Source organism: Flavicella sp. IMCC45537, assembly GCF_057197705.1.
Map to the genome: position 1 here is coordinate 979,381 of NZ_CM170067.1, position 14,691 is coordinate 994,071.

Here is a 14,691-nt window from a genome sequence, read left to right on the forward strand (position 1 = left end):
ACAACATGAACTATTTTAGTTTAAATAAAAAAGCACCGAATACTTCTTTTGAGGAAGCTGTAGTCAAAGGGTTGGCTCCAGACAAAGGTTTGTACTTTCCTGAAAGCATTACTCCCCTTTCTAAAGAATTTATCGAAAATATTGAGAATTATAGCAATAATGAAATTGCTTATGAAGCAATCAAACAATTTGTGGGGGATGAAATTCCAGAAAATGAACTAAAAAGAATTATCGAAGAAACTTTATGTTTTGATTTTCCTGTGGTTCCCGTTGATAAAAATATCTCTTCATTAGAGTTATACCACGGTCCTACCATGGCATTTAAAGATGTGGGAGCACGTTTTATGGCTCGTTGTTTAGGGTACTTCAATACGCAAGCAAAAAAACAAGAGGATGTTACAGTTTTAGTGGCTACTTCTGGAGATACCGGTGGTGCTGTGGCTAGCGGCTTTCTTGGAGTTAAAGGTGTAGATGTTGTTATTTTATATCCAAGTGGAAAGGTTTCTGACATTCAAGAAAAGCAATTAACTACATTGGGTCAAAATATCAAAGCTCTTGAAGTTACAGGTACTTTTGATGACTGTCAAGCGATGGTTAAAAAGGCTTTTTTAGATTCTGATCTAACTAATTATATGAAACTAACATCTGCAAACTCAATCAATATTGCAAGATGGTTGCCACAAATGTTTTACTTCTTTTTTGCTTATAAACAATTAAAAGATAAATCTAAAAAATTAGTTTTTTCTGTTCCTAGTGGAAACTATGGAAATATATGCGCTGGAATGATGGCTCAAAAATTAGGTTTACCTATTGAACATTTTGTTACAGGAACCAATGCCAACAAGGTAGTACCTACTTATTTAGAAACTGGTAAATACGAGCCTAAACCTTCGATTCAAACTATTTCAAATGCTATGGATGTTGGAGCACCTAGTAACTTTATTAGAATTGAAGAAATTCATAATAACAACCTAGAAGCATTGAGAAAAAATCTATCTGGTTTTAGTTACACAGATGAAGAAACTACTGCTGCTTTAGGACACCTACTTAAAAGTTGTAATTATGTTGCTGAACCGCATGGAGCAATTGGATATTTAGCTTTAAAAAATTACCTAAAAACAACCAACGATGTTCAAGGTATTTTCCTTGAAACTGCACATCCTGTTAAATTTTTAGATGTTCTTTATCCTGGCGTTGCTGAAAACATTGAAATTCCTTCGCAAATAAAAGCGGTAATTGATCTAAAAAAAGAAGCTACGCAAATCAAAGAATACAATGAATTAAAGTCATTTTTAAAAGCTTAAAAAGATTTTTTCAAATACAAAAAACTCGAATGTAATAATTTACATTCGAGTTTATTTTTGAGCTCACTCTATAATTTTGGTATCATCTTTTTCGGTATTTTTAACTTTTTATCATCGCTTCCTTTTGCAAAATTACTTAGATCATAACTATTCTCTTGTGACCAATCGCATTCAATACGACCATCACCAAGAACAATATTTCCAAGTTTATTTCTAAACCAGGCTACTAGTTTTTTATATTCCTTAGCAGTTGCCACATTATTTCGTTCATGCGGATCCTTTCGCAAATCATACAGTGCTAATTCTGCTTCTTTTGTTGAACATTCTAGTGCCCATTTGACATTTTGGTTTGGCGATAATTTTCTTTGAGGCCTTGTTCGCATCGAAAAAGCAAAATCTTTTGATCTTATATAGGCTCTTGGACCAGCCACTAAATTTATCTCACCCAACACATACTCTCTTACTTCTTTGTCGTTCTCTAAAAAAGTAAATAAACTCGATCCATCTAAATAATCAAACTTTTCATCCTTAATATTCTCTCCCGACACCTCTAAAATCGTAGGCGCAATGTCAACATATTCTATCAACTGATTTTTAACAAGCCCACTAGGTACTTTAGTCTTATCCGAAGAAACCATAATCATTGCTCCTTTCGTAGATTTTTCCCATGGACCAAATTTAGCTTCAATTCCTTGTTCTCCTAAATGCCATCCATGATCCCCAACGGTGAATAAAATTAAATACTCTTGATTATTCTCTTTACAATACTCTTTAAAAGTAGCTACTGCATCCCCTATTAGCGAATCGCCATAGGCACAAAATGCATAATAATCTTGAATCGCTTGAATTTTATCTTTCTCCGACATTTCGTGCATATTCAAATTCCTATAAAGTCTTTGCATCTGCGGGGTATAAGTTTTCATATCTCTTACATCAAACTCAGGAATTTTATAAGCTCTATTTTTAAAATCATCCCTAAAAGTCTTAGGAGGTAATACTGGTGTATGTGGTAAATGAAACCCTAAATTAACCATTAATGGAGTTTCTGATTCGGCTCCTTTTCTTGGCGCTCCCCAGGTAGTTTTATAGGATCCATTTTTATTTTTTAAAAACCTTTTAAACTCTTCCACTATTTTAGCATCAATCGTTTCACCAGCTGGCAACGGGTTTTCTCCTCCAATAATAAGATCTTTATTATATCTTTTATAGGCTCTAAGAATTTCAAATTCTTGATCTACTTTCTTTTTTAATTCTTTATCCTCTTCAGAAATCTCACCATTCTTTGTTTTAATTAGATAGGTTTTAATCGTTCCATCAGCATATCTAACCCGTTCCTCAGTTCCTAAATTTTTCCATGTATTCTTAACATATCGAGGTTGGTTCCAAAAATCACCAAGATCATGCTTTTGTATATCGTGCTTAAAGCTAACTTTTGAATTATAATGTTGTGCATCTTTAAACCCTTGACCTGGTCCCCATTGAAAAATATAACATCCATCCTTACCGAATAAGGCGGTTTTATAACCCTTCTTTTGAAGCTGCTGTGGAAAAGTTGGTTTGATAAAATCAGGCGCCTGATGTGTTGGGTTAAAGGAGTAATGACCAGATCTAAATGGATACCTTCCGCTTACCATGGCCCCTCTTGACGGACCACAAGCTGGGGAATTGCAATAGGCATTTACAAATAACACTCCTTCATCTGCTAGTTGATCAATATTTGGAGACGAAACATAGCCCAAAGCACTTTCAGATTGCCCTGTAGTTGCCTTGTTAAAACATGACAAAGCATCTGCTCTATGATCATCAGTAACAATCCATAAAATATTTGGCTGAGATTGAGTCCAACCTTTAAGGCTTAAAAAGACAAGCAAACAACCGGTATAAAATTTAATATTCATAATTCACTTTTTATAATTTATGATAAATGTACAGAAATACAATTTCAGAAAGAATTACAGAAAACAGCAATTCTAAATATGTTCAGATAATATCTAGACGTATAAGTTTATATCAAGAACAAAAAACTCTAATTCTTCAATTGTATAACAATCTATAAACTTAAATCTTGTCATATTATGAAAGGATTTCTTTCAATTGCTTCTCAACTTGCATTAAATTTTCTTTAATTTGCACTCATAATTGATATTAAATCCCAACTCATGAAAAACATACAGTTAAATCATATACATGAATCTTTAGGCGCAAAAATTTTACCTTTTGCTGGATACAATATGCCAATACAATATGAAGGTGTAAACGCTGAACACTGTGCTGTAAGAGAAAGTGTTGGTGTTTTTGATGTCTCTCATATGGGGGAATTTTTGATTGAAGGAAACGGTGCTTTAGAGCTGATTCAAAAGGTTAGCACAAATGATGCTAGTACTCTTAAAATTGGAGATGCACAATACAGCTGTTTACCAAATGAGAAAGGTGGGATTATTGACGATCTTTTAATCTATCGAATAAAAGAAGACACTTATTTACTGGTTGTCAATGCTTCTAATATTGAAAAAGACTGGAACTGGATCAGTAGTAAAAACACGGCCAATGTTAGCATGCGTAATTTATCAGATGCCTATTCTTTATTAGCTATTCAAGGACCTAAATCAGTAGAGGCAATGCAAAGTTTGACTTCTGTTTCTTTAGCTGATATTAAATTTTACACCTTTAAAGTTGGAGATTTTGCAGGAATTGAACATGTTATCATATCTGCAACAGGATATACAGGTTCTGGAGGTTTTGAAATTTATTGTAAAAACTCAGAAGTGGAGCAAATTTGGAACAAAGTTTTTGAAGCTGGTGCCGACTTTGACATCAAACCTGTAGGATTGGCCGCAAGAGATACCCTTCGTTTGGAAATGGGGTATTGCTTATACGGAAACGATATCAATGACACAACCTCTCCACTTGAAGCTGGGTTGGGTTGGATCACAAAATTTAATAAAGAGTTTACCAATAGTGAATTTCTAAAATCTCAAAAGGACGCTGGAGTTTCAAAAAAACTGGTAGGGTTTGAATTAATAGATCGAGGTGTTCCAAGAAAGGATTATGAAATTGTAGACACAAACGGGAATACTATTGGAGTTGTAACCTCTGGAACGATGGGACCAACGGTAAAAAAAGGAATTGGAATGGGTTATGTAAGCTCTGAGTTTTCAACTGTGGGAAGTGAAATATTTATCCAAGTTCGTAAAAAACAACTAAAAGCTCAGGTAGTTAAGCTTCCATTTTACAAAAAATAATACCCTAAATAAATGGAAGAGAAACCTAGAATATCACGACTTACTTCCATAATTACTGAGCTACAAACTCGAAAAATAACAACTGCAAAAACTTTAGCTGAAAAGCATCAGGTTAGTATTCGCACCATTTACAGGGATATACGAACTTTAGAAAGCTCAGGTATTCCTGTTTTTACTGAAGAAGGAAAAGGCTATTCTTTGATGGAAGGATACAAATTACCTCCGGTGATGTTTACTGAAGAAGAAGCAAATGCCTTGATTACCGCAGAACAGTTAATTCTAAAAAATAAAGATTCTTCTTTTGCAAACCACTATAGTGAGGCGATTCTAAAAATAAAGGCAACACTTAAATCTCAACAAAAAGAGAAAACGGCTTTACTTTCTGACAGAGTTTATTTTAATGCAAACTATCAGCAACAGAAAACAAGTAATTATCTGATGCTGTTACAAACGGCAATAACAAATTTTGAACTGTTAGAAATAAATTATCTCTCCTTACAGTCAAAAACCACCAATCGAGAAGTAGAACCTTTCGCCCTATATAGTACCCAAGAAAACTGGCTCTTGATTGCTTATTGTCGATTAAGACAAGAATTTAGAATGTTTAGAGTAGATCATATCGAAAACATAAAACGAACTTCAATTCATTTTGATTCACATAATATGACTTTAGAAGAATTTTATAAAAATTTTTACTCAAAGCAATAACCCCTGACACACCTGTGTCATTCATGACGTGTATTTTTGATTCGAATTAAAAATTTAACATCTATGAATACAGTAGAAAAAAATGCACTAACCATTGTTGGTATTGAAACAAGAACTTCTAACCATGCTGGAAAAGCAGAAATTCAAATTCCAAAACTATGGCATGAATTTATGCAAACTCAATCATTAAAAACATTACCGCATAAAAAAGATGAAACCATTTATGCTTTATACACAGATTATGAATCTGATCATAATGGAAACTATACAGTAATTCTAGGTCATGAAGTTTCAAATCTAGACAAAGTACCAGAAGACCTGACTGTAAAAATAATTCCAAAGGCACATTATAAGAAATTCACAGCAAAAGGAGATTTAACCAAAGATGCTGTAATTAATACATGGAGAGAAATTTGGAATACAAATCTAAACAGAACCTATACAACAGACTTAGAGGTTTATGATGAAAAAGCAATGAATCCTACAAACGGCGAAGCTAGTATCTATATAGCAGTACAATAAATAAATGAGGACAGTAAAAAAATTACTGTCCTTTTTTAATTTTGTAAGTATATATCCACATTAAAGTAAAAGTTGGAACAAAATCTATCGGCAAAGCTTCTTCAATAAAAGAAACCACACCTGCCACTTTTCCTTCGGTTCCTTTATACATTTTGATCATTATATAGAGTGATAATGGAGCCCAAACTACATCAAAAAACTCACCTGCACCAGGTAACAAATATGATCCCATTCCAATTATATCGCAAAGAATTCCAATAAGCAACTTACTCGATTTACTTAGTTTCATCAGATATCAATTTAAATGCATTGATGCCACTTATGACAGCTCCTTCCAAATAACCTCCATAGCTCTCTGAGGTCTCAGTGCCAGAAAACAACAGTTTAGAATCAAAATACAATTCCTTAAAAATAGGATTTCCATACTGAGGACTTAGATAGTAGGATTTTAAACTATCACCAGAAGTATACACATCTTTAGACCAATCCTTTTCTTCATAACTTAGGTAGTTATGTACTTCCTCCCCAAGATATTTTTCTAAAAAATTAAGTATTCTATCTCTTCTAGTATCTGACGATAGTTCACGCAAGCTCTCGTTTACAAAGCCCTTCAATATATATACATCTTCTGTATAATTTGTATGATCATATAACTCAACCACCGGGCTAGCCTGTCCTATAACAGTTCCGGAGAACCCCATTTCTTTCCAAAAGGGAGATTTAAAATGTATTCCAACTTTAATCGCATTACTCATCCATGTATGCGTTTGTTCCATAACTTTTTTCAGACCATCTGGTAAATTAGGTTGATACACTATTTCAGAAGCTAACAATGGTGGTAATGTTGAAACAACTTTTTCCGCAGAGAAATCTGTATTCTCAGTATTTACAAGCAACCTACTATCACGGTTTTTAATTTCTTGCACTTTAACATTCAAAAGTACCTTATCTTCTACCTTCTGATACAAAGCATCTATAAGTCTCTGAGTCCCCCCGATAATTCGTTTAGAAGAAGGCTGAGAGGCATCCATTTCAAAATAATGAGCAGGAGACATAGAACTATAAACCAGCACACTTTTCCCATTTGAAAACTGATCGAACACTTGAATATTTAATTCTTCCAACAGACTTAATAAATTAGTATGATAATTTTGTAACCAAGTAGCTCCAAAATCAACAGAATCTTTAGTAAACACCCTTCCACCTACTCTTGATCTAGACTCTAGAATCACAAAATTTTCTTCACCACTTTGCCTGAGTTTATAGGCTGTAACCAGACCAGATAAACCGGCACCAATTATTAAATATTTATATTCTTTCTCCATTTGTTCTAATATACAAAAAGCCTGTTTAAAAATTAAACAGGCTTTTATTATCGTCGATATAAAAGTTAGATACTAACTTGTTTTGCTCTAATTTCTAGGTCATTTTCAATTTCTCTTAAACGTCCTAATTCCGTTGCTGTCACTAGAGCTAAAGAAATTCCTTTTTTACCAGCTCTTGCAGTTCTACCACTTCTATGTGTATAATACTCTAGCTGTTCTGGCAACTGATAATGAATCACAAACGCTAAATCTTTAACGTCAATTCCACGAGCAGCCACATCGGTTGCAATTAATATTTGACGTGTTCCATTTTTAAATGCACGCATTACCTTATCTCGATCACGCTGCCCCATTTCTCCTTCTAATCCACCAACAGAAAATTCATCTTCTTGCAAATATTCTGTAAGATTCTGAACTCCAGCTCGAGTCTTACAAAACACGATTCCTCTTCCATCAGGGTTTTGCTCTAAAAAAGAAACTAAAGCATTATATTTCTCTTTTCCATTAACTACAGCATATTGATGTGTAATATTTTTGTTAATTAAAGTATCTACATCAACAGTTACTTTTATCGCATTCGGCGACATGTAAGTGTTAATTATTCTTTTAATTTCTTCTGGCATTGTTGCTGAAAACAACCAAGTATTTCTTGTTCCGTTGGTGTAATTAAGGATTCTATTCAAATCCTGTTTGAATCCCATACTTAACATTTCATCAGCCTCATCTAAAACAATTGTTTTAATTTTAGTCAAATCTAATGCACCACGTTCAATTAAATCAACAAGTCTCCCTGGAGTAGCCACTACAAAGTGAGTTGGTCTTTTTAATTTTTCAATTTGAACATCTATTTTAACTCCTCCATATAATTCTTCCGAAAATATTTTAGTAGGCGCATACTTTGTAAAACGAAATAGCTGCTTATTAATCTGTTGTACCAACTCTCTGGTTGGAGATAAAATCAACGCTTGAATCTCATTTTTATTAGGATCAATATTTTGTAAAATAGGCAAACCAAAGGCTGCTGTTTTACCTGTTCCTGTTTGCGCTAAACCAATAAAATCAGTTTGTTGTTTCAATAAAACCGGAATAGATTTCTCCTGAATATCTGTAGGTGAAACGATATTATTCTCTTTTAATGCCTTTTGGAAATCCTTAGAAATTCCTAAATCTGAAAATGTACTCAAAATGATATAATTTTAGAATGCAAAGATAGTTTTAATTCTACTTGTAATTTTAGAAAAATGATATTAAAAAAGCCGCTTGTAGCGGCTTTTTTTATTCTTATAAACTAGACGTTAGTTTCTAATTTTATATAGTCTAACAATTCTCTTCGAACTTCCTTCTTTTTAAAAGCACCTCCATATTCAGAAGTCACAGTACTACTCTCAATATCCTTAATTCCTCTAGAATTTACACATAAGTGTTTGGCATCAATTACACAAGCCACGTCATCTGTTCCTAAAGCTTCTTGTAAAGCTTGTACCACTTGCATTGTTAACCTTTCTTGAACTTGAGGCCTTTTAGCAAAGTGCTCCACTATCCTATTCATCTTAGACAAACCAATTACCTTTCCTTTTGAAATATAAGCAACGTGTGCTCTTCCTACAATTGGAAGTAAATGATGTTCACATGTAGAATAAACAACAATGTTTTTTTCTACCAACATTTCACCATATTTATAAGTGTTATCAAAAGTTGACAATTCTGGTTTATTAGCAGGATTCAATCCAGAAAACAATTCATTTACAAATGCTTTTGCAACTCTCTTAGGAGTTCCTTGTAAACTATCATCAGTCAAATCCATCCCTAAAGTAGTTAGGATATCTTTTACTTTATCTTGAATAATACTAATTTTCTCTGAATCTGACATATCAAAAGCATCATCACGCAAAGGTGTCTCTGCTGAAGTAGCGATATGATTTTCTCCGATCTCATCTATGTTATCAATACTCATTCCGTTTTTACCTTCAAACATTGTTCTTATATTATGTTGCAAATTTACGAATTAATCACCACTTGAAGTAATTCTTCTAAACTACATTCCTGTTGTTCTCCGCTTTGCATATTTTTTAATGTATATGTATTCGCTTCTATTTCCTTTGAACCCACTATTACTACAAAAGGGATTTCTCTTTTGTTAGCATAGTTCATTTGTTTTTTCATTTTTGCAGCATCTGGATATAATTCTGCTTTTACTCCTTCTGCACGCAAAACCTTAATCGCTTTAGTAGCATAAAAAGCTTCTTCATCACCAAAATTTATAAATACTACCTCTGGTCTTGGTTTTTCAAATTTTGCGAATAAATTTAATTCTTCAAGAACTAAATATATCCTATCCAAACCAAAAGAAATCCCAACACCACTCATATTTTTTAATCCAAAAATACCGGTAAGATCATCGTAACGACCACCACCTCCAATGGATCCCATTTTTACACCTTCTGGAGCTGCAACTTCAAAGATGGCCCCTGTATAATAATTCAATCCTCGCGCTAAGGTTACATCAACATCTAAAGATGCAGTTTCTAACCCGAGTGCTTCAATTTTATCAACAACAAACCTAAGATCTTTAACCCCTTGCAAACCTTCTTCAGAATTTGCCAACATTTCATCCAACTGATTCAATTTTTCAGAACTAGAACCGTTAAAAGAAAACAAAGGTGCCACTTTTTCAATCGCTTCTTCAGAAATTCCTTTTCCTAACATTTCTTTCGTAACTCCTTCTGCTCCTATCTTATCAAGTTTATCTAAAGCAACTGTAAAATCAATTAATTTATCCTTGGCTCCAATAATTTCAGCAATCCCAGACAAAATTTTTCTGTTGTTTATTTTTATAGTCGTACCGACTAAACCTAACTTACTAAAAACAGTATCATATAATTGAATAAATTCAATTTCTTGCCACAAGGACTTACTTCCTACTACATCAGCATCACATTGATAGAATTCTCTAAATCGTCCTTTTTGAGGTCGATCTGCTCTCCATACCGGCTGAATTTGAAACCTTTTAAAAGGCAACTCTAATTCATTTTGGTGTTGCACAACATATCTTGCAAATGGAACTGTTAAATCATAACGTAAAGCTTTTTCAGATATCTGAGATGTTAACTTGGTGCTTTGTTTTTCCGACAACAGCTTTTCATCCGCTTTTTTCAAATAATCACCTGAGTTCAATATTTTAAAAATTAAACGATCTCCCTCTTCACCATATTTCCCCATCAAGGTTGATGAGTTTTCAAAAGAAGGTGTCTCTATCGGCTGAAATCCGAAAGTTTGAAATACCTGTTTTATAGTACCAAAAATATAGTCACGTTTTGCAACTTCTATTGGAGAAAAATCTCTCGTTCCTTTTGGAATACTTGGTTTTTGTGCCATGATAAAAAAATAAGCTGCAAATATCCGAAAAAATCAGATGTCAACCACCAAAATTATTAGGAAAATTCAATTGTTTTCTATTGAAATCTGAACTAATAAAAAAACCTCGTTTTGTAAACTTGCAAAACGAGGTTTTATATAATCTTCATTAATTATTTGTTTATTTTTTATCAGTTTTTCCTGTCAATTTTTTCCATAGAGTTCCACCAAAACCAGCAACAGCTACGGCTATTAATTTCCAAAATTTCAGCAATACTGCTAATAATCCAAATTTTGTAAGAATTTTCCCTGCAACCAATCCTCCTATAGTCCATGCGGCTACATTATCTACATCGGGCATAAAATCCGAATATTTATGACCTTCTTTAAATTCAACACTGGTCAAAACTTTGTCGATATTTGATTCGACACTACTCAATTGATTAATTGAAGCTACTGCATTTATCATAAACACACCTTTCCTTCCTAAAACTCTAAGATTATAATTTAGAGTGTTGGTTTCATTTTCGCCAAATTTTAACTCCTTAGCCCAGTGCAATATTTTCTTTTCTTTATCATAATGTGGTGTTGATGCCCAACCAATAAAATCGATAGGCTCATATCCCAATTCAATTCTTTCAGGATTTGATTCCTTGAATTCCTCTTGCTGTTCCTCCAAAAGATCATCATAATCAATTTCATCTGCATCTTCATCTTTAACATACCCCATTTCATCAAAACTTACGGTAAAAACCCAAGAATTAGCATCTAGCACACCTATGTTTTCTGGAACCAACATTCCTATTATGGTTTCATCCGAAGGGTTTCCCCACAGATCTGTAAGAACATAATTAGCTTGCTCTTTATTTAAAAATCTAAAACCTACTGGAGTATTTAAAATAGCATTTCCTGACTCTAATTCAATTTTTCCTTCTTCATACCTCAAAGATTCTTCTATTTTTTGATATTGCAATTGTAGACTATCAATTTGTCCAAGAATTGAGGTATGACAAATTAGAATAACAACACTAAGTATAATTAACTTTCTCATATATAATTTTTGGCGAATATAGACAAATTTCATTGAGCAGACACAAACAAAAAAGCCTAACAAATCTATTCTGATCTGTTAGGCTTTTTAGTCGATTCTAAAAAGAAATTACATCCCTTTCAACTCTCCTACCAATTCTGTCAATGCATCTTTAGCATCACCAAATAACATAGAAGTTTTAGAATTATAGAACAATTCGTTTTCAATTCCAGCATATCCTGCTTTCATACTACGTTTGTTTACTACAATATGTTTTGCATTTTCAACATCCAAAATAGGCATTCCGTAAATTGGACTTGAAGGATCATTATGCGCCGCTGGATTCACAACGTCATTTGCTCCAACCACCAATACAACATCAGCATTATTAAACTGAGGATTGATATCATCCATTTCTGCAAGTAAACTATATTCAACATTAGATTCAGCTAACAGTACATTCATATGACCAGGCATACGACCTGCCACGGGATGAATTGCATACTTAACGTTTACCCCCTTATTTGTTAAAATCTCCTCTAATTCATGAATAACATGCTGCGCCTGTGCTACTGCCAAACCATAACCAGGAACAATTATTACATTTGATGCGTAATTCATCATAATTGCAGTATCACTAGAAGTCGTTTTCTTAATAGTTCCCAAAGTTTTGTTCACTCCTTCTTCAGCGACTGCAGATGCTCCAAAAGAACCAAAAATAACAGAACCTAATGTTCTATTCATAGCCTTACACATTGCCACAGTTAAAATAATACCGGCTGAACCAACCAAAATACCACCTACCAACATTACCATGTTATCATATAGAATACCTGTAATAGCGGCTGCAATACCTGTAAGAGAGTTTAATAATGAAATTACAACTGGCATATCTGCACCACCAATAGGCAATACAAACAAAACTCCATACAGTAATCCAGCAGCTAATAGTCCGTACAATAAAATTTGACTATCTGATCCTGTAACCACTATAAAAGCAGAAAAAGCAACAATTCCAATAATCACTAAATTATTAATGATATTGTATTGAGGAATCTTAACAACACTTTTTAAAGAACCATTTAACTTTCCCCACGCAACCAAACTTCCTGAAAAGGTAATAGCACCGATTGCAATGGCAGATAATATTGTTGAAACAATTGTCGCTTCAGTTCCAGCAACATTGTCATTTCCTATAAATTCAACCACTCCAATTAATGCAGCACTTGCACCACCAAAACCATTAAACAAAGAAACCAATTCAGGCATTTTTGTCATTTCTACTTTCATAGCAATCAACCATCCCATGATTGATCCAAGAACAATTGCCAAGCCAATCAATACATAAATAATAGTTGGCACTTCAATATCATTGATAAAAATCGTTCCAACAATTGCCAATCCCATTCCTAAGGCCGCTATTAAATTTCCGCTTTTGGCAGTCTCTGGATGTCCTAATTTTTTAAGACCAACGATAAACGTTACCGTTGATATAAGATAGATTATACTTAATAAAATACTCATCGTTTATATTTTTAAAATCTTTTTATAGTAAACTATAAAGAATAGATTTATTATTTTTTCTTTTTAAACATTTCTAACATTCTGTCAGTAACCGCAAAACCACCAACAACATTTAGAACTCCTAATACAACAGCTACAAAACCAAGTCCCAATGCAACATAATCCGTTGGATCAGAATGTAACATTACCAAAATTGCCCCTACAATTACCACCCCACTTAAGGCGTTTGCACCAGACATTAAAGGTGTATGTAATACAGCCGGAATACTTTTAATTACTTCAATCCCTACAAATGTTGCTAATATTAATATGTAAGTAATTTGAAGATTGTTACTTATAAATTCAATTAATTCGTTCATCTTCTTTATTTTTAATTTTTTCTAATTGTTCCATCTCTAACGATTAAAGTCTCGTCAGTAATTTCTTCTTCTAAGTCATATTTAAACTGATTTTCCTCAGTTAAATGATTTAAAAAGTTGTAAATATTTTTCGCAAACAATTCACTTGCATTGGTTGAAACACTTTCTGGAGCAATCGTAGTACCGATAACTTTTACACCGTTTTTAACAACAGTCTTATTCATCACACTCACCTCACAGTTACCTCCTTGTGCAGCTGCTAAATCAACGATTACAGCTCCATTTTTCATTTGAGAAACTTGTTCTTCTGTTATTAGAACAGGGGCTTTTCTTCCTGGAATATTCGCCGTTGTAATAACTAAATCCGCCTGAAACAAAGATTTGTCTACAGCTTCTTTTTGTCTTTTCTTATAATCATCCGAAGCCTCTTTTGCATATCCTCCTTCTGATTCTTCACCAGAATTATCAACAGAAATAAATTTAGCTCCTAATGATTCCGCTTGTTCTTTCGTTTCTGTTCTAATATCCGTAGCCTCAACCACAGCACCTAATCTTTTCGCAGTTGCAATTGCCTGTAATCCAGCAACTCCAACCCCGTAAATTAGCACCTTGGAAGGTGTAATCGTTCCGGCTGCAGTCATCATCAAAGGAAAAATCTTTGTCATTTCATAAGCCCCTAAAATTACAGCCTTATAACCTGCTAAATTACTTTGAGAACTCAACACATCCATATCCTGCGCTCTAGAAATTCTAGGTATCGCATCTAGTGAAAATGCCGTCGCCTCTTTCGCTGCAATTGCTTGGATCAATTCTGGACTTGACTTATGGTATAATTGACTTACCAATACTTGTCCTTTGTTAACTAATTTAAGGTCCTCTTCATCAAAAGGATTGATTTTTACAAGTACATCTGCCTCTTTAAAAACAACTTCTCTTTTTTCAACTTTTACCTCAACTTCCTTGTAATCCGAATTCTTGTAAGATGATGCTTTACCTGCATCCTCTTCTAACAACAACTCAAATCCTTTAGATGCAAATTGTTTCGCAATGTTAGGAGAGATTGCGACACGTTTTTCACCTTTTTGTGTTTCCTTCAATATGCCTATTTTCATATTTTCTGGTGGTTTAATTTTTAATTAATAAATATGTTCATTTTAGTGATTTTTGAAATAGTCCAATTGCAAATAATTGCAAAAGGGTAATTTCAAGGATAACTAGGATAAAATCCAGTTATTTTATGTCGGCTAAGTTAGCTAAAATGAAAACACGATAATATGGATAGTGTATTTTTACAGATACTACACCCTTAATCAATTTTTAATA

The 14,691-nt window shown here is 33.4% G+C and carries 14 protein-coding genes; 4 read left to right on the forward strand and 10 right to left on the reverse strand.

The window, feature by feature from the left end:
* The first annotated feature begins 5 nt into the window (after positions 1 to 5).
* Positions 6 to 1,304 (forward strand): threonine synthase, encoded by a 1,299-nt coding sequence (gene thrC / locus AC2DGP_RS04580; protein ID WP_484491843.1) that lies wholly within the window; start codon positions 6 to 8, stop codon positions 1,302 to 1,304.
* Positions 1,305 to 1,372: 68 nt separating this feature from the next.
* Here the strand turns inward: thrC and AC2DGP_RS04585 are convergent, their stop codons facing one another.
* Entirely contained in the window at positions 1,373 to 3,202 is a 1,830-nt protein-coding gene (locus AC2DGP_RS04585) for a sulfatase-like hydrolase/transferase (RefSeq protein ID WP_484491844.1), read from the reverse strand.
* A 261-nt stretch (positions 3,203 to 3,463) separates the two neighbouring features.
* Between AC2DGP_RS04585 and gcvT the strand changes: the two genes are divergently transcribed.
* The 3 genes from gcvT (at position 3,464) to AC2DGP_RS04600 (ending at position 5,776) form a co-directional block, all read left to right on the forward strand.
* Positions 3,464 to 4,546: a glycine cleavage system aminomethyltransferase GcvT gene (gene gcvT, locus AC2DGP_RS04590; protein WP_484491845.1), complete on the forward strand. Its 1,083-nt coding sequence runs from the start codon at positions 3,464 to 3,466 to the stop codon at positions 4,544 to 4,546.
* A 12-nt stretch (positions 4,547 to 4,558) separates the two neighbouring features.
* Entirely contained in the window at positions 4,559 to 5,254 is a 696-nt protein-coding gene (locus AC2DGP_RS04595; RefSeq protein WP_484491846.1) for a helix-turn-helix transcriptional regulator, read from the forward strand.
* 63 nt (positions 5,255 to 5,317) lie between these two features.
* On the forward strand, positions 5,318 to 5,776 hold the full coding sequence (locus AC2DGP_RS04600; protein ID WP_484491847.1) for a GyrI-like domain-containing protein: 459 nt from the start codon (positions 5,318 to 5,320) through the stop codon (positions 5,774 to 5,776).
* Between the two features lie 22 nt (positions 5,777 to 5,798).
* Here the strand turns inward: AC2DGP_RS04600 and AC2DGP_RS04605 are convergent, their stop codons facing one another.
* The 9 genes from AC2DGP_RS04605 to AC2DGP_RS04645 all read right to left on the reverse strand — a co-directional run bounded on the left by AC2DGP_RS04605 (position 5,799) and on the right by AC2DGP_RS04645 (position 14,480).
* Entirely contained in the window at positions 5,799 to 6,065 is a 267-nt protein-coding gene (locus tag AC2DGP_RS04605) for a hypothetical protein (protein ID WP_484491848.1), read from the reverse strand.
* A complete protein-coding gene (locus AC2DGP_RS04610) occupies positions 6,052 to 7,101 on the reverse strand; it encodes a flavin monoamine oxidase family protein (RefSeq protein ID WP_484491849.1) in 1,050 nt (349 codons plus the stop codon). The genes AC2DGP_RS04605 and AC2DGP_RS04610 overlap by 14 nt, the downstream gene beginning before the upstream one ends.
* 65 nt (positions 7,102 to 7,166) lie before the next feature.
* A complete protein-coding gene (locus AC2DGP_RS04615; protein ID WP_484491850.1) occupies positions 7,167 to 8,285 on the reverse strand; it encodes a DEAD/DEAH box helicase in 1,119 nt (372 codons plus the stop codon).
* A 104-nt stretch (positions 8,286 to 8,389) separates the two neighbouring features.
* Entirely contained in the window at positions 8,390 to 9,076 is a 687-nt protein-coding gene (folE, locus tag AC2DGP_RS04620) for a GTP cyclohydrolase I FolE (protein ID WP_484491851.1), read from the reverse strand.
* A gap of 23 nt (positions 9,077 to 9,099) precedes the next feature.
* Positions 9,100 to 10,476, reverse strand: a complete 1,377-nt coding sequence (gene hisS, locus AC2DGP_RS04625; RefSeq protein ID WP_484491852.1) for a histidine--tRNA ligase — start codon at positions 10,474 to 10,476, stop codon at positions 9,100 to 9,102.
* Positions 10,477 to 10,636: 160 nt separating this feature from the next.
* Positions 10,637 to 11,506, reverse strand: a complete 870-nt coding sequence (locus tag AC2DGP_RS04630; protein WP_484491853.1) for a DUF2167 domain-containing protein — start codon at positions 11,504 to 11,506, stop codon at positions 10,637 to 10,639.
* 108 nt (positions 11,507 to 11,614) lie between these two features.
* Positions 11,615 to 13,009 (reverse strand): NAD(P)(+) transhydrogenase (Re/Si-specific) subunit beta, encoded by a 1,395-nt coding sequence (locus tag AC2DGP_RS04635; RefSeq protein WP_484491854.1) that lies wholly within the window; start codon positions 13,007 to 13,009, stop codon positions 11,615 to 11,617.
* A 50-nt stretch (positions 13,010 to 13,059) separates the two neighbouring features.
* The gene (locus AC2DGP_RS04640) at positions 13,060 to 13,368 is read right to left on the reverse strand and encodes an NAD(P) transhydrogenase subunit alpha part 2 (protein ID WP_484491855.1); all 309 of its coding nucleotides are present in this window, start codon (positions 13,366 to 13,368) and stop codon (positions 13,060 to 13,062) included.
* An 11-nt stretch (positions 13,369 to 13,379) separates the two neighbouring features.
* On the reverse strand, positions 13,380 to 14,480 hold the full coding sequence (locus tag AC2DGP_RS04645) for a Re/Si-specific NAD(P)(+) transhydrogenase subunit alpha (protein ID WP_484491856.1): 1,101 nt from the start codon (positions 14,478 to 14,480) through the stop codon (positions 13,380 to 13,382).
* Positions 14,481 to 14,691: the final 211 nt, after the last annotated feature.

Excerpts from the sequence above, each read along its gene's own strand:
- thrC (WP_484491843.1), top strand. The coding sequence starts at position 6 with ATGAACTATTTTAGTTTAAATAAAAAAGCACCGAATACTTCTTTTGAG.
- AC2DGP_RS04585 (WP_484491844.1), bottom strand. The coding sequence starts at position 3,202 with ATGAATATTAAATTTTATACCGGTTGTTTGCTTGTCTTTTTAAGCCTT.
- gcvT (WP_484491845.1), top strand. The coding sequence starts at position 3,464 with ATGAAAAACATACAGTTAAATCATATACATGAATCTTTAGGCGCAAAA.
- AC2DGP_RS04595 (WP_484491846.1), top strand. The coding sequence starts at position 4,559 with ATGGAAGAGAAACCTAGAATATCACGACTTACTTCCATAATTACTGAG.
- AC2DGP_RS04600 (WP_484491847.1), top strand. The coding sequence starts at position 5,318 with ATGAATACAGTAGAAAAAAATGCACTAACCATTGTTGGTATTGAAACA.
- AC2DGP_RS04605 (WP_484491848.1), bottom strand. The coding sequence starts at position 6,065 with ATGAAACTAAGTAAATCGAGTAAGTTGCTTATTGGAATTCTTTGCGAT.
- AC2DGP_RS04610 (WP_484491849.1), bottom strand. The coding sequence starts at position 7,101 with ATGGAGAAAGAATATAAATATTTAATAATTGGTGCCGGTTTATCTGGT.
- folE (WP_484491851.1), bottom strand. The coding sequence starts at position 9,076 with ATGTTTGAAGGTAAAAACGGAATGAGTATTGATAACATAGATGAGATC.
- hisS (WP_484491852.1), bottom strand. The coding sequence starts at position 10,476 with ATGGCACAAAAACCAAGTATTCCAAAAGGAACGAGAGATTTTTCTCCA.
- AC2DGP_RS04630 (WP_484491853.1), bottom strand. The coding sequence starts at position 11,506 with ATGAGAAAGTTAATTATACTTAGTGTTGTTATTCTAATTTGTCATACC.
- AC2DGP_RS04635 (WP_484491854.1), bottom strand. The coding sequence starts at position 13,009 with ATGAGTATTTTATTAAGTATAATCTATCTTATATCAACGGTAACGTTT.
- AC2DGP_RS04640 (WP_484491855.1), bottom strand. The coding sequence starts at position 13,368 with ATGAACGAATTAATTGAATTTATAAGTAACAATCTTCAAATTACTTAC.
- AC2DGP_RS04645 (WP_484491856.1), bottom strand. The coding sequence starts at position 14,480 with ATGAAAATAGGCATATTGAAGGAAACACAAAAAGGTGAAAAACGTGTC.